The following is a 22942-nucleotide window of genomic DNA, read 5'->3' on the forward strand; positions in this document are numbered from 1 at the left end:
AGATGGTTACAGTATCTCAAAACACCGTGGCTCAATCTACCAAAGAGCGATCGCTGATTCTCTGGTTTGATGAAGTGGGGATTGCTGATATACCGTTAGTGGGTGGAAAGAACGCCTCATTAGGGGAAATGATTCAACAATTGACACCCCAAGGCGTGAACGTCCCCACAGGATTTGCTACAACTGCTTATGCTTATCGCTATTTCATCCAATCAGCCGGCTTAGAAGCCAAGTTACGCACACTGTTTGCTGATTTGGATGTCGAGGATGTGAAAAATCTTAAATTGCGGGGAAAAAAAGCGCGATCGCTACTGATGCACACACCATTTCCGGTAGAATTGCGTCAGGCGATCGCCACAGCTTATCAAAAACTCTGTGAAACATACAACACAGATACAGATGTAGCCGTCCGTTCCAGCGCCACCGCCGAAGACCTCCCCGATGCTAGTTTTGCTGGACAGCAAGAAAGTTATTTGAACGTTGTCGGTGTCGAAGAAGTTTTAGCAGCCTGTCATAAATGTTTTGCGTCTATATTTACCGACCGCGCCATATCCTATCGCCACACCAAAGGATTTGACCACTTTAGCATTGCCCTCGCCGTCGGTGTGCAAAAAATGGTGCGTTCAGACTTAGCTACTTCTGGAGTCATGTTTTCCATTGACACAGAAACCGGTTTTAAAGATGCTGCACTCATTACCGCCGCCTATGGTTTAGGCGAAAACGTTGTTCAAGGAACCGTCAACCCAGATGAATACTATGTTTTTAAACCAACCTTAAAAGCAGGTTTTCGCCCCATTATTGATAAAAAACTGGGCAGTAAAGAACTAAAAATGATCTATGATGACGGTTCTAAATTTACTAAAAACATCTCCGTATCAAGCGCCGAACAAGGTAAATTTGCCCTGAGTGATGCAGAAATCTTACAACTAGCACATTGGGCTTGTTTAATAGAAGACCATTATTCCCAAACCCACGGTAATTACTCCCCAATGGATATTGAGTGGGCTAAAGATGGCATTACCAATCAACTATTTATTGTCCAAGCCCGTCCCGAAACCGTGCAATCGCAGAAACAAGGAAACATATTGCGGAGTTATCATTTGGTATTTGGGAATAAGGAATGGGGAATAGGTAATGGTGAAAAATCTTCCTCACCCTCCACCCTGCGGGAAGTCGCTAACGCGTCTACATCACCTCATCCCTTAGTCACTGGTCGCGCCATCGGGGAAGCAATTAGTCAAGGTAAAGTCAACCTAATTTTAGATGTGAATAAAATCGACCAATTCCAAGCTGGGGACGTGTTGGTAACAGAAAGAACTGACCCCGACTGGGAACCGATTATGAAACGCGCCAGTGCGATTGTCACTAATGCTGGGGGACGTACCTGTCATGCAGCGATTATTGCTAGAGAATTGGGAGTACCGGCAATTGTCGGCTGCGGTAATGCTACGGAAATTTTAAAATCTGGGCAAGAGGTGACGATTTCTTGCGCCGAGGGAGATGAAGGTAAGGTTTATGAGGGATTATTACCATTTGAAGTTAAAGAAGTAGCCCTAGAGAACCTACCCCGTACCCATACTCAAATTCTTATGAATGTAGGTAATCCCCAAGAAGCCTTGAGTTTATCTGCAATTCCCAACGATGGCGTAGGTTTAGCACGGACAGAGTTTATTATTGCCAATCAAATCCAAGTTCATCCAATGGCGTTGATTCACTATGAAAAGTTAACAGATGAATTTGTCAAAACCAAAATTAATCAAGTTACTGCACTTTATGATCACAAGCCCCAGTATTTTGTCGATAAATTAGCCCAAGGTATAGGAAAAATTGCGGCGGCTTTTTATCCGAAACCAGTGATTGTACGAATGTCAGATTTCAAAAGTAATGAATATGCCAATCTGTTAGGTGGTCAACAATTTGAACCCAAAGAAGAAAACCCCATGCTGGGTTGGCGCGGGGCCGCACGTTATTATGATCCAGGTTATAGAGAAGCTTTTGCCTTAGAATGTCAGTCCATCAAACGAGTCCGCGACGACATGGGTTTGACTAATGTTATCCCCATGATTCCCTTTTGTCGCACTCCCGAAGAAGGACGTTTGGTGTTAGCAGAAATGGCCAAAAATAATTTAAAACAAGGCGTGAACGGCTTGCAAGTTTATGTGATGTGTGAGTTGCCCAGTAATGTGATGATGGCTGAAGAATTTGCTGGTGTATTTGATGGCTTCTCCATTGGTTCTAATGATTTAACACAGTTAACTCTGGGACTGGATAGAGATTCGGCATTAGTGGCACATTTATTTGATGAACGCAACCCAGCCGTGAAGCGCATGGTGCAAATGGCCATAGAAGCTGCGAAAAAGCATAATCGCAAAATTGGTATTTGTGGGCAAGCACCCAGTGATTACCCAGAATTTGCCCAATTTTTAGTAGAACAGGGAATTGATTCTATTAGTCTGAATCCAGATTCGGTTTTAAAGACGATGTTGGAAGTGGCAAAAGTCGAGCAAAATAATGTAAGTAATTAAGGGTTAGTAGTCAAAGTTTGAGGCTTATATGAAGGACTGAAGTCCTGACTACGAACAATTCAGCCTGCCCACAAGTGGCAGGCTATGTTTTTATATTAGAGTTAGCTTTTCTCAACGACATTAGTAATGAGTACAACAACAACACCGCAGAAACGATTAGATCCGCAGTTGTGGCACAAATTTATCAAGTTAGCCAAACCCTACTGGTTTTCGGAAAAAAAGTGGCAAGCTAGGGGACTGCTACTACTATTACTATTTTTGGCATTAGCAGTGAATGCAATTAATGTCGCTATTAGTTTTATTTTTCGCAGAATTGATACTTCATTGGCAACCTTTCCCCAAACACAAGATGCTTCCGTTTTTTGGAGATTTATCGCGGTTTATACTGGGTTATTGGTTGTGGGAACTCCAATTGTTGTCATGTATGGCTATCTCCAAGATAAATTGGGATTGCAATGGCGGGAGTGGCTGACAAATCGGTTTTTGGATAAATATTTTAAAAATCGTGCTTATTACCAAATTAATTTTAATCAAAAGATTGATAACCCAGACCAGCGGATTGCTGAAGATGTCAGGTCATTTACTCGTACTAGTTTGTCTTTTTCGTTGTTGATTCTGACATCAATTATTACTTTAATTTCTTTTACAGGGGTTTTATTATCTATTTCAGTGTCTCTATCGATAGCACTGTTAGTTTATGCAATTTTTGGGACAGTAGTTACGGCGTGGATTGGTCAACGCTTAATTGGCATCAATTTCAATCAACTCAAACGAGAAGCTGATTTTCGTTACGGATTAATTCATGTGCGCGATAATGCTGAATCTATTGCCTTCTATCAAGGTGAAACAGAAGAAATACTGCAACTGAAACAGCGATTTATTCTGGCAATTCGCAACTTTGATTTTTTGATTAATTGGCAGCGAAATCTCGGTTTCTTTACTCAAAGTTATAATTATTTTGTTTCTGCATTACCATACCTGGTAATTGCACCAATCTATTTTGCGGGACAAACTGATTTTGGGACATTCACCCAAGCGGCGATCGCCTTCGGTCAAATTTTTAGGGCCTTATCTGTGGTGGTGGGTCAATTTGAAAATTTAACTGCTTTTGCTGCTGGTATTGAACGGATGGGAGACTTAGCTGAGGCGCTGGAAGCACCAGTTCCCCAACAACCAGGAATGACAACTATCGATGTGACGGAAGATTCGCAGTTGGCTTTACGTCATGTTACCCTACTGACTCCCAACTATGAACGCACCTTGATACGGGATCTACCCTTTAGCTTACAGCCAGGAGATGGTTTAGTAATTGTCGGTAATAGTGGTAGCGGTAAGAGTTCATTATTAAGAGCGATCGCCGGATTATGGAATGCAGGTACTGGTCAAATTATCCGTCCTGCGTTGTCAGAGATGATGTTTTTACCTCAGCGTCCTTATATGGTGTTGGGTTCTTTGCGAAGTCAGTTACTTTACCCCAACCCCGACAATGATATCAGCGAAACAAAAATGCGCCATGTCTTACAAGAGGTAAACTTGACAGAGTTACCCGAACGAGTGGGTGGTTTCGAGATCGAGTTAGACTGGGCCAGCGTGCTTTCTTTAGGTGAACAACAGCGCTTGGCTTTTGCACGATTGCTTTTGAATACACCAAACTATGTCATCCTCGATGAAGCTACAAGTGCGCTGGATTTGGCTAATGAAAAGAGTCTTTATCAACAACTGAAAGCTAAACAAACTACATTAATTAGCGTGGGACACCGCCCTAGCTTGTTGCAGTACCATGAGTATGTGTTAGAGCTAGATGGTACTTCTAGTTGGCGGTTGCTACCTATGGAAGAATACACCATCAATTTGAATGCTTTTAGCTAATTTTCTGGTGGGCGATCGCTTCCCTCGTTACCTTGAAGGAGCGATCGCTATCTACAGATTTATTGAATACAAATTTAGTTAACTATTAATCATAATCTAAAATCGGTCAGCTAAAGTAGTCTACTGCGATACTATTTTTATATGTAAACCACGTCACATAAGCTTATGGAGCCAGACTCTTTACCAACCGAGGTGATTCTGACGCATCCCAGTCAGTCCCTTGGTAGAGTCCAACTCGATTGGACTCCCCAACCGGGAAACTACGTCGATTTTGAAGGTAAAACTTATGCAGTTTTAGAACGCCGCCATAGATATCAATTGAAATCAGGGCGTTACCACTTGCATAATATTGCCCTTTACGTGCAATCTGCTCAAAGACCAGCAGAAAAAACTTTAGTCAAGGGACGTTGGGTTATTGGTGATGCTACCTGTAGCTACAATGCTCATTCGGAAATTATGCGTTGTGCCGTCAACCCAAATGGCCCTTGTGAGTCTTGCCGTTTTTATGAACAAATCAAGAGTAAAAGTTAGGATTTAGCCCCTGATATTTCTTATACTCCATTACCTAAAACTTCTCCCACAGTTAAGCGATTACCATTGACAAAATCCCATCCCGATTGAGGACGTTTGCCAGCTAGTTGCACCTCTGTTAAAAGTAACAAACCCTCACCAGTGTGGGCGATCGCTCCTAGTCCCTTGGCTATGCTGACCACTTCTCCTGAGCTACCTGATATAGTCGATAAATCAGGCAATTTTTGGGATATTTCTATTAATTCAGGCGTTAGCTCATAACCGTAAGTATCACCAAGGGGCAGGGATGCTGTAATTTTCAGCGTTTGGTTACGAAAAGTAGCCACGCAGTTTGGGTAAAAACCTCTGATTTGATTATGTAATTGAATAGCACTCTTTGACCAATCCAAACCATAATCTTGCTTTTTAATTAAAGGTGCATGAGTCGCTGCGGAATTATCTTGACTAACTGGTGTAATTTCCTGGCGTTCCAGTTGCAATAAAGTTTCTACCAATAAATCTCCGCCAATCATAGACAGTCTTTGGGCTAAATCTGGGGCATTATCTAGCAATCCAATGGGTGTAGTTGCTTTTAAAAGCATAGCGCCGGTATCCATTCCCGCATCCATTAACATTGTAGTGATCCCCGTTTCCCTTTCCCCGTTATACAAACACCACTGAATCGGTGCTGCACCTCGATATTGGGGCAAAATCGAGCCATGCACGTTAATGCAACCCAACTTTGGCATATCCAAGATTTCTGGAGACAAAATCTGTCCGTAGGCCACAACAACAAACGCATCTGCACCTGATTGTTGAAGTAGGGCGAGAGTTTCTGCATCCTTTTTAATTCGTTGGGGTTGCCATACAGGTAAATCATGTGTAAGTGCTACATTTTTCACTGCTGAAGGAATAAGTTTATTACCTCGTTCCCGACGTTTATCAGGTTGGGTGACAATTGCCAAAACCTCAAACTCTGGTCGATTCAGTAATTTTTCTAGAGTGGGAACGGCAAATTGAGGAGTACCAAAAAATACTATTTTCATTAGATTTCAATCAATAGTTACTAGGGGCTAAGTAAAACAGCAGGTTTGTGGATCTCGTTAAAACACTTCTAAGTAACATTACTAAGGAATTACCCACAAAGAAACCCTTCAACCCCCTTATCCCAAGCATTTACCGCAAAACGAACATAATTTCCATCAAATAGTGCCAAACGAAATTTTTTGATGTTAAGGTGGTGTGATATTGGCGAAACCCAGGGAGAGTTGATAGACTTAATAATAAGTTGACCAGCTAATAAGCTGATATAAAATGCACTAAGTGCTAGCTAAACTATGTGGTGATGTTTCACGACCAGCCACTTTAGTTCAGCATCATAAGTCAACTGTTTTGTTCATTATTTACCCAGTACTCGGTCATTAAGTGTAGTTGCGTTAATCAACCTAGATTGCGATCCCGCAATTTTCCCAGTTGAGATAGCAATTTCTACCTGAGGATGGATGCTAACGGCTTTTTTTAGTATTATGAGTTGTGCGTCAGTTTGCTCAACTTTTAAAATAACGCCTCACTTGCACCGTTATCAGGTTTTGCACTGTTGTAGCAGGAATAACCACCAAGAGCTTCTTGCGGTTTAGCCTTTGCTAATGCTATTCGCAATAGTTCATCTATTCTGCTCTACCTTTGTGCTGCCAATATCTTTAGCCCAAATGATAGGTTGAATAATCTATCACTGTTACTGATTGTCTGTTTCAGTCAGGTAATAGTATTAGCGGCAACAGTCTATTATTTATGCACTAATTTTTTAATTAGTCTGCATATTTTTGTATTGGCAAATTTTCCTCAAAAGCCAATAAGTTACAAATAATCAGGTGTGAATTAATGACACTAAATTTTTGTAAAACTGTGCAAACTTTCAAGAAATTATCTGGTTTTATTCGTTAAATCTTTGAGTTTGTTGTTATACCTATAGTTATTGCCTACTCCCTTGCTGCATAGGCATTGCTCCTCACACAGCACCCGCCCTCCCCTAGAGAGTCCACTCATGCTCAAACTCTTCTTGCTGTCAGGATGGTTCCGCGTTCAACCATTTGTTAATTATCTTGTTATTGTGATGCTGATTGCTCCTTTAGTAGCAGCATCAGGTCACTCTACCTCCGCCAAACAATCAAAAATAGTCACAAAAATTGATTCCAAAGCCAGAGAATTAGACTCTGTGTCAGAGGAAACAGCTACTATTAGTGATAATGAACCCGATTTAGTAGAAAAATTAATCACATCTCAAATAAACTCCCTAACTGGAGAATATGACTCTGTGCCATTAGTCATGGCTAATATTGAAGAGCCGCAAATTTTACCAGCGGACAAATTTGACTCTTTAGTCGCAGATGATTATCTCTCAAGCAGCGATAAAGTGGCTAATGATTTATTAGCAGCAGTGGAACTCGCACCAATTCCAGATGTACATGGGAGTAATTTAAATTTAGGGCAAAAATTTAAAACTGCTAATAATCAGTCGTGGACACAAGAAGAGAATTTGCTCTCACAAGAAGAGTCTACAGCTAAATCATTGGCAGCAACTCCTAGAAAATTACAACCCCGGTTAACTCAAGAAGTACCAGTTGTTGAACAACCAGATGAAGCGCTAATAGCACAAGTAGATCCCATAGGTAGCCCTCATCCTATTCCCTGGCAATGGATTATGGCAACTCAGGAGGCTATTAGTGCTAATGGGGGTTCGGGAGTGCGTCATTATCGCAGCTTACCTGTGACTTCTCCTGATGGTAGGTATGTAGTTTATAGTCGGGTGCAACTAGAAGTAAGACCTGAAATGTATAACAGCACAGTCACTAGTGTAATGTTTGTTGAAGATACACAAACTAGGAAGTTGCGGGTAATGGCGACCACTGCTCCCCTAAGTGATCCTCTGTTAAATAGATACACTTCTCCAGCAGAACCAGTTAATAACATTCAGGATGGCAACATAGGGGTTTTAGTTCCTGTTAGCTGGTCGCAAAAAAGCGATCGCTTCTTAGCACGCAAGTTTGGAGGCAAGTTTAATACGGGCGATTCCACAGATCATGCAGTGATTTGGGATCGACAAAGAGATCACATTAATACCGTTGCGCCTCCTCGTGAAGAGCATGAGCATGAAAAGATAGCTGTGTTGCTAGGTTGGAGTAAGAACCGACCAGATCATGCACTGTTCCGGGCTGGCGAAATTGGAGAAGAAAACTGGCCTTTAGTGCAAGTTGCTAGTGATGGTAAGTCTTTAGATACAACAGATGCAGATCAGCCTATTACTTTCGGTCAAAAAGTTAAAGATATTTGGGCAGATCCACAAGTTGCTTATCGCTAGTGTACTGAAAATATTATCAACTCCCGTTGTCAAATCCAAAAACAACGGGATTTTTTGTCATCAGAGGCACTAATACCGCAAGTCGGAAGTCAAAAGTCAAAAAGCTTATTTTATAGGCTTTTCATTGATTTCAATTAGTATTCTGTGGCGTAAATAAACAGACCATTTGAAACCAATGTACGCAGGTCACCAGTAAGATGCGGGCAAGATGCCCGCGCCACAAGAGTTTAATTAAACCAATGTTTTAATTATTTAACTGTTAAATCTTTAGTTTCCAATAATATTTCCGCCAAATATTTACCAGTTACTAACGTTACTATGGTTGTTCGCTACTTTCTAATTCCGGTGTAGTTTCTTTGATCCGACGGATGGGCAAATTAGCAATTAATGCCGTAGTTCTTTGATTGCTTTCTAGAGAAAACTCTAAACCTTCTGTATCTATTTCTACATAGCGACAGACAACTTCGAGAATTTCTTTCCGCATCTTTTCTAGCCTTTGAGGGTCTAAATCAGCGCGGTCGTGGGCAATCACCAGTTGCAGACGACGTTTTACTTGATTGCGACTGTTGTCTGGACTACGCAAGAAAATTCGTTCTATAAGTTCAAGGATCATTGCCAATAGGTGTGCGGAGACTGGAACATAAGTTAAACAATCTTTGTCCACAACAACCTTCGCAGACGGGCGAAGATGCTGTCATGGGGTGAGTCAAGGTCTAAAAATTCGACCTTTTCTCCTTCCAATCTACGGGCAATATTATCAAAGGCTATGGCAGCTAAAGAGGGAGTGTCCCCTAATACTAAAGGTTCGCCGCGATTGGTAGAAACAATAACACGCTCGTCATCGGGGATTACCCCAATTAGAGGTATTGCTAGAAGTTCTTGAACATCTTGCACAGACATCATATCATTTGCCCGAACCATTGCAGGTCTGATACGGTTAATGATTAAATGAGCACGCTTAATCCCCTGTGCTTCTAGTAAACCTACTACTCGGTCAGCGTCACGAACTGCGGAAATTTCTGGTGTGGTGACAATCAGGGCTTCTTTGGCTGGCGCGATCGCATTTTTAAAGCCATTTTCAATACCAGCGGGACTATCAATAATCACATACTGATATTTTTGTGCCAGGGCATTCACCAGCAACTTCATTTGTTCAGGAGTGACGGCATCTTTAGAGCGGTTTTGGGCTGCTGGCAAGAGTACAAGGTTAGGTTGTCGCTTATCTTTTACCAAGGCCTGTTCTAATCGGCACTCCCTTGCTAGGACTTCCACCGCAGTATAAACGATGCGGTTTTCTAGACCTAGCAGCAAATCCAAATTTCTTAGACCAAAATCCGCATCAACTAAGGCAACTTGACGCCCAATTTTGGCTAAAGTCATGCCTAAATTTGCCGAAACTGTGGTTTTTCCCACCCCTCCTTTCCCGGAGGTAATCACAATAATGCGAGTCATGATAAGAGTTGCGCTCGATTAGGGTTCAGGAAATTATAATAAATACTTATGGCGCCTGATTGATCCTGGGTAAAAGATTTCGGGAAAAATCAGTAGCCCTAGCGATGCGAATTCCTTGGGGCGTAATATGCGCCACCTCTGGAAAAAACTGCAACGGTGATTTCTCTGGTGCCCTAGCTACAGCATCTGCGATCCGCAACTGGGTTGGTTCCATTTGCAAGGCCATAATCAGACACTCGCTATTGCCCCCGGCACCCGCATGGGCAATTCCACGTAAGCGACCCCATACTAGAATATCTCCTTCTGCCACTACGATACCACCTGGATTTAAATCTCCTAAAAGAATTACTGTACCGGGATGGCGAATTTCTACTCCAGAACGTACTGTCATTTCCAGATACAGGGCTTCTGCTTGGGTGGAAGCGGCTGCTGGGATCTGTGAACTTAGGGAGGTTATGGGTTGTAGTTGTTCTACAGAATAGCCAGATGTGACAGCGGCGATGGCAGTTTGTCGGCGGCTAGTAGCCACAGATTTTAATTGCAGTTGCACTTCGCTAAAGGCTTCGGCAAATTCTTGTAGTTGTCTGCTATCCAACAAACGGTCTTGGGCCAGCAAATGTACTGGTGTATTATCTACACGTAAGCGATCGCCTGCTCTTAAGCGAAACTTCAATTGTTGCCACATATCAGACCAAGCGAGTTCTGAGGCTGGTAATTGAGACTCTGTTGGTAAAATTACTAACAGTCTACCTGCCTCATTTTTAAACTGGACTTGAATATGGTTTTTTATTTTATTGTCGGCTTTGATTAACTCAGTAGAATTAATATCTAAAAGATGAGAACTTGATTCTAAACCCTCAACCAGATGTGTGGACTCTGGAACCGTAGGCACAGAATTTGACTCTACATTGGGGATCACTGCATTCGACTCGGCATTATCAGGGGGAGAATTTGATTGTAAATAAAGAAGAACAGAATTTAGCTCTGCATCCGGAATAATATCATTAGATTCTGTATCAGAAATAGCAAAATTTTGCTCCATATGATCATAAACGGTAGATTTTTGCTCTACATCCGCAGTGTGAGAGATTGACCCTGCATCGGGGAGTGCAGAATTTGACTCTAGATCGGGAATATTAGAATCAGAAGTCATGCAGCACCAGCCAAAATACAACAGATACTCTGAGTAATTACTAATATTCGATGAGTTGCCAAAGCAACCACATATTTCTACTATGTATTTTTAGTTAGTCTTTTGTAAACAGTCACCAATGCATCAGCATCGCCAACATTACCAGGAAACAGCACCACTGGCAAATTAGGAAACTGGGGATGTTCGGGAGTTGTGATTACCATTGAACAACCAGCTAATATTTGACCGAGTAATCGTGCCGAATTTAAAGCCAGTCCTGTACTTAAGACATCGTTTGACGTAATTCCACCTTTGCTAATCAAAAATCCGATATCATTGGGCAAACTTCGCACAATATCCATTAATAAATGGGAAACTTTCACCCCAAAATCTAATCGTGTCTTGACATCCTTAAAAGTTAGTTCCTGACGGCTAGTATAAACTACGGGTGTTTTCCCGGCTTGATGTGCCGCCTGTGTCTTTTCTGTGATTTCGGTTAACAATTTAGCGGGTTGATTGACTGGATCATCTAGTAAGCGCGCCACATCTATTTCGATCCCCGTCGTCCCTTCTACTTGTAATAGCGCCTCTAATTGCTGAGTCGTTTTCTTGACATGGGAACCCACAATGAACGCACCAGGTTTACCTTGACGCACATATTCTGCCATGTTTTCGGCAGCGATGGGCTGGGGAGGTAAGGCAGCCAAAGCCGTTAAAATACTAGCAGCACTACGAAATAAAAAGCGTTTTCCTTGACTGGCGGCTGTGAGTACATCTACTGCAAACAAGTTGAGATCAGCTTGGGTTTCACCATCTACCACTGCACACTGATTTCCACTAAGTTGTAATAACCGTTCTAAACTACCCCCACGGATATCATCAAGGACAAATCTGACTACTGATTCTGTACTAATACGCCCTTGAGTTTTTTCATTGACATACTTAGGTAAATAACTGTGATGGTAGCCGAACACTGAATCGCGGGCAAATTCGGTTTCATGTACTGGGGTAGGTACACCATCGATGATCAAGTAATGCACACTGTCAATGGTGATACGTCCACCCTCAAAAAATGCCGGTAATAAAAAATGAGCATCAAATGGCCCCAGTTCTTGGGCGATCGCATCGGTTTCAATGGGGTAATGTCCCCGTAATGTAGAATCAGAACGACTGACAATTAAGAAATCAGTAATATTTTCAGCGGCTAATGCCTGTTTTAAATTTTGGCAAACTTCTCTAGTCACCGATGTTGCTGACTCTGGAGGTAAAGACCTAGTATTTGTCAGCACAAAGAAAATGGGTGAATCATCTCGCAAGCCGATGCGTAAAGTTTCTACATCCCAGTGCATTAACAACAAGCAGCTATGAACTGTTTGTGATCCTGTCGGATCATCATCTAGGACAATAATTTTGGGTTTATTGCTCATAAATCAACGGTGACGACTGTCGTATCGAAAAATCTGTCTCAAATTTTCTGCAATTTTTTCATTTCTGCTTGCACATCCAAAGCAATCTGTAAAGATTGATTGAGAAGTTGAGCATATTCACTGGTCTGACTACTAAGTTGCAATGCTTGTAAATGAGCTAAATTATTGATAAATAAATCTTGGTTATTTGCCAGTAGTTTTTTATTATCTCGCAAAATACGTTCGCTTTTGAGTGCTACTACTAAATCTTCTCTAATCAGTTTGAGTGCCGCAATCACATTATCTCGGTCATTGAGACTACTTTGAGAATTACCCAATGTTGCCAATTGGTCATTAATGTCTATAGCTTGGACAACAGTATGATACTTATCGACTTCATCTAAAAGTACTGTCAGTCCGTGGGGACAGGTCAAATATTGCCATAGCGATCGCCCTACAAATATTACAGTTGGGACTAAAATTAGTAACAGGACTCCTAGTGTAATTGAAGAACCAATAGTTGGCAGAATAATTAAGGTATAAATAAAGCCAACCACTATGGGAGTTAAAGCCAAAGCTACCAACAGTTCATTAACCAAAAGCCCTAATCGCTTCTCGCTGTTTTTGATCATAGAAGGTCGGAAAACATCATCAGGGTCGAATCCTGTTAACCGTCTCAATTCACCTTTGCTAATTTCCAAACCCATTAAGTCCGGCTGCACAGCTAAATACTCCTATAAAAGCGCGATTTGCGTATTTATTTTAATCATGTTTGCCGAGAAAGCAATTGCATTGGTCATATCCCAATCTTAGATATGCTATTTTTATTAATTTTGCAAGATATTGGCGCCAAATGAAATGCGATCACTCTTAATTTTATTCTAATTTTTAAGCCTATAGCGCAGGTTAGTACAACAAAAATTCAAGAAAACTCTTATATAGAATTGAGATAATTTAAACCTAAAAAAATAGCCGCAATACTTCCTGTTACAGTGATTTCACCTTGATAAATTTTATCTAAAACTGATTCTATAGGAATTAAGACAATTTCAATATCTTCTGTAATATCTAATGTTTGCTCTCCATCCTTTTTTACATTTTCAGCTAAAAATAAATGTATTTGGTTAGTATCTTTAACCGGATTATCATATAAAGTAGCTAATTTAATAACTTTCTGAGATATATAACCAGTTTCTTCTTTCAGCTCTCTGATTGCTGCTGTTTCAGCATCTTCTTTAGTTGCGTCGAAACTCCCCGCAGGCAGTTCTAACAGAATTTCACTGACTCCATGCCTGTATTGACGTACAAAAATAATTTCTTGATTAACTGTAATTGGTAAGACTAAAGCAATTTCTGGTCGAACAATTACAAAAAAATCATCGATGATTTCCCCATTAGGCAATTCTATTTCATCTTGCCTGACTTGACACCAGAAATTATTTAAAACCATTTTAGAGGTTAATATATTCCATTTTTTGATGCTACTCATAAATAAAATCAGATAAAAACTTAGGCGAAAAAGTTATGAATGTAAAAAAGTATAACAGATACCTCAAATAATCTAAAATTTGCACTTACACTGTTTTTGCTCTAACGAAACATTGAGCATACTTATGCAATTAAAAGTAAAGTTATTTACTGTCAACAAACGATTTCCCTTAACAATTAGTCGTGGGACAACAGCACAGACGACAAATGTGTGGGTAAAAATCTTACAAGATGGGATTGAGGGCTGGGGTGAAGCATCACCATTTGGTGTAGGCAATACTTCCCAATCAACTGATACAACCACAACTCACTTACAGCAACTCGCATCAGTTTTAGAACCATTTCACCCGTTACAGCGCCAGCAAATTGAGGAAATTTTCACAAAACAGCAAATTCCTTCAGCTGTCAGGGCTGCTCTAGATATGGCAATGTATGACTGGCTAGGTAAGCGTGTAGGATTACCTATTTGGCAAATTTGGGGACTTAATCACCAGATAATAGTGCCGACTTCAGTGACAATTGGCATTAATTCACCAGCAGGAGCGAAAGCTAGGGCGCGAGACTGGTTACAATTTATGGATGTTCGCTTATTTAAAGTGAAATTAGGAAATCCCGATGGCATAGATGCAGATCAAAAAATGCTGTTAGCGGTTCGAGAAGAAGCACCAAATTTAGACTTATTTGTGGATGCCAACGGCGGTTGGAGTGAGGAAGATGCTGTATATATGTGTAATTGGCTAGCCGATTTAGGTATAAAGTATGTAGAACAGCCATTACCACGAGGGCAAGAAAAGAGTTTAGCTCAACTTAAAGAGCGATCGCCTCTGCCGATATTTGTGGATGAAAGTTGTTTTAATAGCTTTGATATTCCCCAGTTGGCTAATTACGTGGATGGGATTAATATCAAACTCATGAAATCAGGGGGACTAACCGAAGCCATGCGGATGGTACATACGGCGCGAGCCTATGGATTGCAAGTCATGTTTGGTTGTTATTCTGACAGTGCGCTAGCGAATACAGCCGCAGCACAACTCGCGCCATTAGCTGATTATTTAGATTTAGACAGTCACCTGAACTTAATTGATGACCCCTTCACGGGTGCATTAGTACAAGAAGGACGAGTTTTACCAAACGATTTACCGGGCTTGGGGGTACAACACAGTGCGTTTGCCACTTAATCAAAGAGTAGTAATTCTGTTACATGAAGGAATTAGTGGGACTCAGGGCAAAACGGGTCTATCACTTTTACGATACAGTGAGGCTCCGATAGTAGCAGTAATTGATCGTGAATCCGCTGGCAAATCTCTATCAGAAATAACTGGAATTAAGCGTGATGTGCCAATTGTGGCATCGTTAGCAGCAGCACTGGAGTATAAACCTGAAGTTTTGGTAATTGGCATTGCGCCCAAAGGTGGTGCTGTACCTGATGATTACTGGCTGGAAATTAAAAATGCTTTAGATGCTGGGATGTCTTTGGTAAATGGTTTACACACGCCATTGGCAAATAAGTCAGAGTTAAATGCATTGCTGAAACCAGGACAATTAATTTGGGATGTGCGAAAAGAACCAGGCAATTTAGAAATTGCTAGTGGGATGGCCCGTACCCTCCCCTGTCGGCGGGTGCTGACTGTGGGAACTGATATGGCCATCGGTAAAATGTCAACTAGTCTAGAACTACATTGGGCATCAAAACTGCGGGGCTGGCGTTCTAAATTTTTGGCTACAGGTCAAACTGGTGTGATGTTAGAAGGAGATGGCGTAGCTTTAGATGCAGTGCGAGTAGATTTTGCCGCCGGTGCTGTGGAACAGATAGTCATGCGTTATGGTAAAAACTACGACATTCTTCACGTAGAAGGACAAGGTTCACTGCTGCATCCTGGTTCAACAGCCACCTTACCCTTAATCCGTGGTTCCCAACCCACCCAACTCATTTTGGTACATCGGGCTGGACAAATTCATGTACGGAATCATCCCCATGTAGTAATTCCGTCTTTACCAAAAGTCATCAGAATGTATGAAGCTGTCGCTAGTGCAGGTGGAGCCTTTGGTGATGTGCCAGTGGTGGGTATAGCTTTGAACACAGCCCATTTAGATGAATTTGCTGCCCAAGAGGCGATCGCTCAAACTACAGCCGAAACAGGATTACCTTGCATCGATCCTGTGCGCTTTGGTGCTGGCGTCTTGTTAGATGCCGTGATGAAAAATTAGCGGCGCGCGTTGTGGCTAATTCAGTGGTCGTTAAAACCTTTGCCACAACGCCTGAAAGCTAAGGTGCAACTACAAAATTCACCAACTTCCCAGGAACCACAATCACCTTTTTAATCTCCTTATCCTGAATGTAGCGCTGGACTACTTCAGATTCACGGGCGTACTTTTCCAACTCGGCTTTATCTGCTTGTGCGGGAACCGGAATATCAGCACGCTTTTTGCCGTTAATTTGAATTACCAAGGTAATTTCATCAGCTACCAAAGCCGCCGAATCAAAAGATGGCCAAGTTTGAGTATGAATTGAGTCCTTGTTACCTAAAGAATGCCACAATTCATCAGCAATATGTGGTGCAAAAGGAGCCAGCATGATGACTAAAGTTTGAATACCTTCAGCATAAATCGGTGAATTTTTACAGTCAGCATCAGTGAGGGCGTTACTTAACTTCATCAATTCCGAAACCGCTGTATTGAATTGATATTCGTCTTCTAAGTCTTCTGTCACCGCTTGAATAGCCGTGTGAATTGCCCGCCGTAATTCTTTTTCGGACTTACTTAAATCAGCAAGTTGGGCTTGTTTACGTGATACCCCAGCAGCTGCATAATCTGTCACCAAGCGCCATACCCGATTCAAAAAGCGGAATTGCCCTTCTACATCGGCTTCATCCCACTCCAAATCTTTTTCTGGGGGGGCTTTGAATAAGATGAACATCCGCGCTGTGTCTACGCCGTATTTACTAATAACATCTTCTGGGGCCACACCATTGCCTTTAGATTTAGACATGGTGGCGTAAAGGCGTTGTAGCGGTTCACCCGTTTGGGGGTCACGGGGATCGGCTGGGTTAACCAAATTAGAAGGCACCCATTTATCTTTACCGCCCTTATTGGGGTTCATGTAAGTTAAACCCTGTACCATACCTTGAGTTAACAGGCGTTCAAAGGGTTCATCAAAGTTTAATAAGCCTCTATCCCGCAGAACTTTAGTAAAGAACCGCGAATACAGCAGGTGTAAAATCGCATGTTCAATACCACCCACATACTGATCTACAGGCATCCAGTCATTAGTTTTGCTGGGGTCGAATACTTGTTGCTCATTTTGGGCGTCAGGATACCGCAAGAAATACCACGAGGAATCAATAAAGGTATCCATTGTATCGGTTTCCCGTTGGGCGGGAGTGCCACAAGTGGGACAAGGTACATTTACCCAGCTTTCTAACTGAGACAAGGGTGAACCACCACGGCCGCTTAGTTCTATTTCTTCTGGTAACTCAACTGGCAAATCTTGGTCTGGGACTGGTACTATGCCACAGTTAGGACAGTGAATTACTGGTATGGGTGCGCCCCAATAACGTTGTCGAGAAATCAACCAATCCCGCAAGCGATACTGGATTCGCAGTTTGCCAAAACTTTGTTCTTCGGCATATTTAACTATGGCTTCTTTGGCATCTGTGGAAGTCATACCCGTAAAAGGCCCAGAATTAATCAAAATTCCTGGTTCAGTGTATGCCTCGTTGTAGTCAACTTGAATAACTGTGGTGATTTCATCAATTTCTGATGCTGGCGTTAGATCAAAATCTGCCACATCATCTGGAGAAGCAATGACAAACTCAATGGGTAAATCATAAACCTGGGCAAATTTAAAATCCCGCACATCATGAGCAGGTACACCCATGACTGCCCCAGTACCATATTCATACAGTACATAGTCGGCAATCCAAATTGGCACTTCTTCCCCTGTAAATGGGTTGATGACTTTGCCACCTGTAGGGATACCCCGCTTCGGTTTATCTTCGGCGGTACGTTCCAACTCACTTTGTTGGGAAACTTCTTGAATAAAGGCTTCTACTGGTGTTGTTTGGGCTTTGGTGGTAACAAGCTTAGTTAAGGGATGTTCTGGTGCTAATACTACATAGCTGACGCCATAAACTGTATCGGGGCGTGTAGTATACACAGCAATTTTTTCATCCATCCCCACAATGGGAAATTCTAAATACGCGCCTGTGGATTTACCAATCCAATTAGCCTGCATTAATTTGACTCGTTCTGGCCAACCTGTTAATTTTTCTAGGTCATTGAGCAATTCTTCGGCATAGTCAGTAATCTTTAAAAACCACTGCCGCAATAGTTTACGCTCAACTTTGGCCCCACTACGCCAAGAACATCCTTCGTTATCAACTTGCTCGTTGGCTAGTACAGTTTGGTCAATAGGGTCCCAGTTGACTGCTGCTTCTTTTTGGTAAGCCAACCCCGCTTGCCAAAATTGCAAAAAAATCCATTGTGTCCACTTGTAATAATCTGGTGAACAGGTGGCAACTTCGCTGTCCCAGTCAATGGATAAACCCAGACGTTGCAACTGCTGCCGCATTTGGGCAATGTTTTGATAAGTCCACTTTGCAGGAGGAACTCCTCGGTCAATGGCGGCATTTTCTGCTGGCAAACCAAAGGCATCCCAACCCATTGGGTGCAGCACCCTATACCCTTGCATTCGCTTAAGGCGAGCAATCACATCGGTAATTGTGTAATTACGGACGTGACCCATATGCAGGCTGCCTGACGGGTAAGGGAACATGGAAAGAGCGTAGAATTTAGGCTTGTTACTATTTACAGGGGTTTTATCTAAGCCAAGTTCTGACCATGTTTTTTGCCATTTTTCCTCAATTTCTGCTGGGTTATATCGGGAATCCACCGAGAATGCTCCTACTGGACTGTAATCGTGTCTGCCTCCATATTGTAGATGCTAGGCACTCTAATTAGGTTGGTGAAAAATGGTAATGATTAAATCAAATACAAAATTTCCTGGTTTAGTACGGGTTTTTGTGTATGGTACGCTCAAACCAGGTGAAGCTAATTATCAAAAATATTGTGCGGGCCAAGTGACGGATGTCAAAAGAGCCGTTACATTAGGTAAATTATTCGCTCTACCAATGGGTTATCCTGCCATGACGCCTGGAGGGGACTCTGTTCACGGATATCTACTGTCTTTTGCCGACTTAGGGATTTTAGATGCCTTGGACGATTTGGAAGACTACCAACCTGCTAGACAAATGTCAGCAAACTTATACTATCGCCAGCAGGTTGAGATATCTGATTTGCAAGAGCTATCACTTGGTAAAGCTTGGGCTTATTTTATGTCTTTAGAGCGCGTTTCCCAGCTAAAAGGTGTCGCCCTACTAGATGGCTGTTGGAGCAATGGCGATTAATTGATGTTCGGTTCAATTTCCCCTGGGAACAGCTGCTCCAGATTGATTGATTGTTCCGGAGAGACTATTTTCGCTTTAGGAATTTCTATTACCGGGTTATTTAAGGCCACCATTAAAGGTGAATTTGTGACTACAGGCGTCGTCATGCTTGGGGGAGCATTTACTGGTTGTTGTGCCATTTGCGCTCTGAATCCCCCTCCTGGCAATAGGCCAGAGACGGCACCGATCACCAAGGCTGCCACTGATACGCCTCCCATAGCCCAAATCGGTCGGGAACGACGACGCATACGTTTAAATACTTGCTGCGCTGTCACTTCTGGCGGCTCTGGGGCTGCGGGTACTGGGAAAGTCCGCAAGCCTTGCCGTAGCTTTAACAGCCGATTATACAAACGTTGCACTGAGGCATCATTTGCCAGCCATTCTTCTACTTGTCTACTTTCGGCGGCTGTGACCTCTCCATCGAGGTAAGCACTGAGTAACTCGAAGCGATCGCGCTTCACCATATCTATAGCACCCGTTAATTCTTTGGTATGCTGGCCTGTTCCATCTAACGAATCTGGCTGATTGTCTAAAGAGGAACGGTCATAAAATGGAGAATCAGTATTCATTTTAGCATTATTACCAATTCATACGCGGGTAAACACAGCGAGAAATTCTGACCTGAATAAGTCTATCAAATTTTTCCTGACTGTAGCAGAACTCTAAATCTGACATCAAAATTTTTAATCAATGGGGAAATTCTGCCATAGGGCAGAGTGAAGATGCTGTCAATTAGGAATCTAGATAATTTTGCAACTGAGTTTGCAATCTCGATCTAGCCCTGGCGATTCTGGATTTGACCGTCCCCAAGGAAACCCCGGTAATTTCGGCAATTTCTTCGTATGCCATACCTTCGATTTCTCTAAGGACGATGGTAGTCCGAAACACTTCTGGTAAATCCGCGATCGCTTCTCGCAATTGCTCGTAAAATTCTCTAGTTGTCAGTTCTTCCTCAGGGCCGGGAGTATCGCCTGCAATTTCCCAATCCATCTCGCCATCTTCTACCGCACGGGGAGCATCCAGTGATAGGGGACTGGCTACCCGCTTACGTTTACGCAACTCGTCATAAAACAAGTTGGTAGCAATCCGGCTTAACCAACCGCGAAATTTGGGTGGTTCTTGTAATCGATTAATATTCCGATACACGCGAATCCAAACTTCTTGAGCCAAATCGGCTCTGTCGGGCCAATCTGGAGCTAGGTGGTATAAAACTCGATCAACTTGAGATTGATAGCGGCGCAATAGCTCGGCAAACGCAGCACGTTCCGGGCGCAGTCCTACTTGACAGCGCAGAATTAGATCGTGGTTTGAGAGTTTGTCAACTTGCACCGATGCTTCTGGGTAACTTGCATCAACCGTTGACCAGGATACAGTAATCGATTGGCTCATAGATCGTACTGAACTTTAATTTCTCCCTTTCTATTAGACATCCTAATAGACACAATGTTCCTGGAGTAGTGCCGGATTCATGACTGGTACATTGAGGTATCAAAGTGGTAAACATGAATAACTAATACTAAGGTCTTTTTTGGCGTAATTCATTATTTAGCAGTCTTTTTAGCCATTATTTTTCCTGGCTGTAACTTAGCAATATTACGGATGTTTGTACAACTAACACTAACTGAACACTTACTATTGACAAAAACAAGAATATGTGGTCATCAGGTATTAAATTTTCTCGACAGACAACAGACATTTTACGCTTGTATGGACTGCCACACCAATTCTCAAACTGAGAAACTCCTTTATTGGCCGTGGTATTGGCTAAATATCAGTCTTCTGAGAGACAGACAACCGATGTTTTCGACTTTAGTTTTGAATGGTGAATTGGTGAAATGTGTGGCAAACCGCTGTATTTTTGTAGATGCGTAGGGGTCTTGCCGAGAGTGGCTAAAATTCTACTTCTTGTTAATATAGGCAGATGTAGCCATGAAAAAGGTTATTTTTCCGGTTTTTTAACTAAAATTGTCGTTGAATTTTCTGTCTCTTGCGGATTATGAACACCAGCATCACTTGTATTAAGTACACGGACTTGAACAAAGAAATTTAGGGAAAATGTAATTGTGACTGCTAGCAATAATTTTTCAAACATAACTTTTCTCTCACCCACACCGTTAATGATGGATTGTTGCCCTAGGAGTGTTCCTGTAAATAAAATTTTGTTGTCCCAGGAATTTTGTTGCCGAAATGTCCTGACAATCTTAGTTTGCCCAGGATCATCAACAGAGTTATAAGGGAACAGATAAGTAATTATAAATTCTTGATAATTTGCATGTACTCATTATTCAATTATTCCGCTGGGAATTTCAGGGATAAATAATAGGCGATGGCAATGGTAAGAAATGAATCTGTAGCGCGGATGGTCATGTTTCTCTGCTTTGGTACAGCCCTTTTCTCGCTAGCTGTCCATTGGCGCATTACTGCAACCCAAGGACAATTTGAGCAGCCTGCTGCTGCCGCAGGAAACCGCTATGAGGGAATTGATGAGAATCTAGAAGCAACTTCTCTTGGCGCGTCTACACCCAGTAAATCAACTTTTAATAAAACTACCTCGAACAACACTACCCCTAACCTGTCGGCCACAGCCAGCCAAAATCCAGGATCTTCTGAGTTATTGCCCAAAATACGCTCAGTTATTCCCGGACTAAGACAAAATTCCCAAACTTCTCCCATAGAAGTGGTGGTAAATTTAAGCGATCGCCGCACTTATGTTTATCAGAGAGATCAAGTTATAGCCAGCTATCCTATTGCTATAGGCAAAACAGGCTGGGAAACTCCTACTGGTTCTTTCCGGGTGACGAATATGCAACACGATCCCATTTGGCGTCATCCCATTACTGGCAAAATATTTCCATCTGGTGCTGATAGTCCTTTAGGAGAACGCTGGATTGGTTTTTGGTCAGATGGTCGCAATGAAATTGGCTTTCACGGCACACCAGATACGCACCTCTTGGGCGCTGCTATCTCTCATGGCTGTTTGAGAATGCGTAATGAAGATGTCCGCTTATTGTATGAACAGGTGGGAGTTGGCACACTTGTGTCAGTGCGTGACTAAAAATTTGTAGAGACGCAGCAATGCTCCGTCTCTACGCTAGATTATTTAGGCAGGAAACTTGAGTTCCTAGTAGTCATTAAATTAAAACTTTTGCTCAAAGCTAGGTGCATAGACTTGGAGTAGGGTACTTACTTGACGCAACACTTCATTGCCAGTGCTTTTACCTACTACGGGTGTTCTATTATCGTTGGGTTGGTCGAGGTTACGTCCGATAGACTCGCTAATTTGCTGCGAAATTAATTCTTGCAATTCTGCCTTGGCACGTAAGCGCTGGTAACTAGCACCTTCTTCTGTAGTGGCATACAAAGGCGGCAAACGGTTGAGGGCATAAGCCGCTATATCCCCGACATCCAGAGAGCTTTCACTAGTAGCTTCAATTTCTGCTACTCTGGCGATCGCCTCAGTTAATACCAATTCTTCCATGACGTTAATGAATTGTTTACGAGGTACCGCCACAACCTCACCGGTCAATAATGCCCCCATCAATCGATCTAGCGCCATGTACTCCTCAATTGAGAGTTCTGATGCATTATCGCAAATTCGACCAACTTCTGCTTCCATTACTGGTGTCAGATAACCATCCTGGAGGGCTTGTTCTACAATTTTTTCAATACTCATAAGGCTCATTATCTTTACACTAGCCTAGCAAGGTAGGGACGGTAACAATTCAATTCACTTTGCTTAATAAGCAGACAAAAAAATA

21 protein-coding genes are annotated in these 22942 nt (G+C 42.2%); 9 read left to right on the top strand and 12 right to left on the bottom strand.

Going from position 1 to position 22942, the window contains the following annotated elements; all coding sequences use genetic code 11:
* Window positions 1-2 precede the first annotated feature (2 nt).
* From ppsA to ACM0OS_RS15515, 3 genes are all read left to right on the top strand, one after another.
* Window positions 3-2525 (top strand): phosphoenolpyruvate synthase, encoded by a 2523-nt coding sequence (gene ppsA / locus ACM0OS_RS15505; protein ID WP_414544084.1) that lies wholly within the window; start codon window positions 3-5, stop codon window positions 2523-2525.
* A 126-nt stretch (window positions 2526-2651) separates the two neighbouring features.
* Window positions 2652-4394: an ABC transporter ATP-binding protein/permease gene (locus tag ACM0OS_RS15510; protein ID WP_414544085.1), complete on the top strand. Its 1743-nt coding sequence runs from the start codon at window positions 2652-2654 to the stop codon at window positions 4392-4394.
* Window positions 4395-4559: 165 nt separating this feature from the next.
* Entirely contained in the window at window positions 4560-4925 is a 366-nt protein-coding gene (locus ACM0OS_RS15515; protein WP_414544086.1) for a DUF6464 family protein, read from the top strand.
* 20 nt (window positions 4926-4945) lie between these two features.
* On the opposite strand, the gene fmt is transcribed toward ACM0OS_RS15515, so the two are convergent.
* On the bottom strand, window positions 4946-5950 hold the full coding sequence (gene fmt, locus ACM0OS_RS15520) for a methionyl-tRNA formyltransferase (RefSeq protein WP_414544087.1): 1005 nt from the start codon (window positions 5948-5950) through the stop codon (window positions 4946-4948).
* Window positions 5951-6948: 998 nt separating this feature from the next.
* Here fmt and ACM0OS_RS15525 point away from each other — a divergent pair.
* Entirely contained in the window at window positions 6949-8262 is a 1314-nt protein-coding gene (locus ACM0OS_RS15525) for a hypothetical protein (protein ID WP_414544088.1), read from the top strand.
* 316 nt (window positions 8263-8578) lie between these two features.
* On the opposite strand, the gene minE is transcribed toward ACM0OS_RS15525, so the two are convergent.
* The 6 genes from minE to ACM0OS_RS15555 all read right to left on the bottom strand — a co-directional run bounded on the left by minE (window position 8579) and on the right by ACM0OS_RS15555 (window position 13741).
* The gene (gene minE / locus ACM0OS_RS15530) at window positions 8579-8875 is read right to left on the bottom strand and encodes a cell division topological specificity factor MinE (protein ID WP_414544110.1); all 297 of its coding nucleotides are present in this window, start codon (window positions 8873-8875) and stop codon (window positions 8579-8581) included.
* A 32-nt stretch (window positions 8876-8907) separates the two neighbouring features.
* Window positions 8908-9714 carry a septum site-determining protein MinD gene (minD, locus tag ACM0OS_RS15535; RefSeq protein ID WP_414544089.1) on the bottom strand — a complete coding sequence of 269 codons (807 nt, stop codon included), beginning with the start codon at window positions 9712-9714 and terminating at the stop codon, window positions 8908-8910.
* Between the two features lie 46 nt (window positions 9715-9760).
* A complete protein-coding gene (minC, locus tag ACM0OS_RS15540; protein ID WP_414544090.1) occupies window positions 9761-10867 on the bottom strand; it encodes a septum site-determining protein MinC in 1107 nt (368 codons plus the stop codon).
* An 80-nt stretch (window positions 10868-10947) separates the two neighbouring features.
* Window positions 10948-12273, bottom strand: a complete 1326-nt coding sequence (locus tag ACM0OS_RS15545; protein WP_414544091.1) for a four-carbon acid sugar kinase family protein — start codon at window positions 12271-12273, stop codon at window positions 10948-10950.
* Window positions 12274-12311: 38 nt separating this feature from the next.
* The gene (locus tag ACM0OS_RS15550) at window positions 12312-12974 is read right to left on the bottom strand and encodes a hypothetical protein (protein WP_414544092.1); all 663 of its coding nucleotides are present in this window, start codon (window positions 12972-12974) and stop codon (window positions 12312-12314) included.
* Window positions 12975-13186: 212 nt separating this feature from the next.
* A complete protein-coding gene (locus tag ACM0OS_RS15555; RefSeq protein ID WP_414544093.1) occupies window positions 13187-13741 on the bottom strand; it encodes an NUDIX hydrolase in 555 nt (184 codons plus the stop codon).
* Between the two features lie 124 nt (window positions 13742-13865).
* Between ACM0OS_RS15555 and ACM0OS_RS15560 the strand changes: the two genes are divergently transcribed.
* Window positions 13866-14918 carry a dipeptide epimerase gene (locus ACM0OS_RS15560; RefSeq protein ID WP_414544094.1) on the top strand — a complete coding sequence of 351 codons (1053 nt, stop codon included), beginning with the start codon at window positions 13866-13868 and terminating at the stop codon, window positions 14916-14918.
* A complete protein-coding gene (locus ACM0OS_RS15565) occupies window positions 14902-15948 on the top strand; it encodes a DUF1611 domain-containing protein (RefSeq protein WP_414544095.1) in 1047 nt (348 codons plus the stop codon). The genes ACM0OS_RS15560 and ACM0OS_RS15565 overlap by 17 nt, the downstream gene beginning before the upstream one ends.
* 58 nt (window positions 15949-16006) lie before the next feature.
* Here ACM0OS_RS15565 and leuS read toward each other — a convergent pair whose 3' ends face one another.
* Window positions 16007-18631, bottom strand: a complete 2625-nt coding sequence (leuS, locus tag ACM0OS_RS15570) for a leucine--tRNA ligase (protein WP_414544096.1) — start codon at window positions 18629-18631, stop codon at window positions 16007-16009.
* Between the two features lie 85 nt (window positions 18632-18716).
* Between leuS and ACM0OS_RS15575 the strand changes: the two genes are divergently transcribed.
* Complete coding sequence (locus tag ACM0OS_RS15575; protein WP_414544097.1) at window positions 18717-19145, top strand: gamma-glutamylcyclotransferase; 429 nt, start codon at window positions 18717-18719, stop codon at window positions 19143-19145.
* Here the strand turns inward: ACM0OS_RS15575 and ACM0OS_RS15580 are convergent.
* Together ACM0OS_RS15580 and ACM0OS_RS15585 are read right to left on the bottom strand one after the other, a co-directional pair.
* Window positions 19142-19753 (bottom strand): transcriptional regulator, encoded by a 612-nt coding sequence (locus tag ACM0OS_RS15580; RefSeq protein WP_414544098.1) that lies wholly within the window; start codon window positions 19751-19753, stop codon window positions 19142-19144. The genes ACM0OS_RS15575 and ACM0OS_RS15580 overlap by 4 nt on opposite strands.
* Before the next feature lie 163 nt (window positions 19754-19916).
* The gene (locus ACM0OS_RS15585; protein ID WP_414544099.1) at window positions 19917-20573 is read right to left on the bottom strand and encodes a sigma-70 family RNA polymerase sigma factor; all 657 of its coding nucleotides are present in this window, start codon (window positions 20571-20573) and stop codon (window positions 19917-19919) included.
* Window positions 20574-20783: 210 nt separating this feature from the next.
* Here ACM0OS_RS15585 and ACM0OS_RS15590 point away from each other — a divergent pair, with 210 nt between their 5' ends.
* On the top strand, window positions 20784-21056 hold the full coding sequence (locus tag ACM0OS_RS15590; protein ID WP_414544100.1) for a hypothetical protein: 273 nt from the start codon (window positions 20784-20786) through the stop codon (window positions 21054-21056).
* Between the two features lie 67 nt (window positions 21057-21123).
* Here the strand turns inward: ACM0OS_RS15590 and ACM0OS_RS15595 are convergent, their stop codons facing one another.
* Entirely contained in the window at window positions 21124-21276 is a 153-nt protein-coding gene (locus ACM0OS_RS15595) for a hypothetical protein (RefSeq protein ID WP_414544101.1), read from the bottom strand.
* A 234-nt stretch (window positions 21277-21510) separates the two neighbouring features.
* Between ACM0OS_RS15595 and ACM0OS_RS15600 the strand changes: the two genes are divergently transcribed.
* Window positions 21511-22239, top strand: a complete 729-nt coding sequence (locus ACM0OS_RS15600; protein ID WP_414544102.1) for a L,D-transpeptidase — start codon at window positions 21511-21513, stop codon at window positions 22237-22239.
* Window positions 22240-22320: 81 nt separating this feature from the next.
* Here ACM0OS_RS15600 and ACM0OS_RS15605 read toward each other — a convergent pair whose 3' ends face one another.
* Window positions 22321-22857: a late competence development ComFB family protein gene (locus ACM0OS_RS15605; protein WP_414544103.1), complete on the bottom strand. Its 537-nt coding sequence runs from the start codon at window positions 22855-22857 to the stop codon at window positions 22321-22323.
* Window positions 22858-22942 lie beyond the last annotated feature (85 nt).

The sequence above is a fragment of the Nostoc sp. CCY0012 genome (assembly GCF_963920855.1).
In the GTDB taxonomy this organism is placed as follows: domain Bacteria; phylum Cyanobacteriota; class Cyanobacteriia; order Cyanobacteriales; family Nostocaceae; genus Cyanocohniella.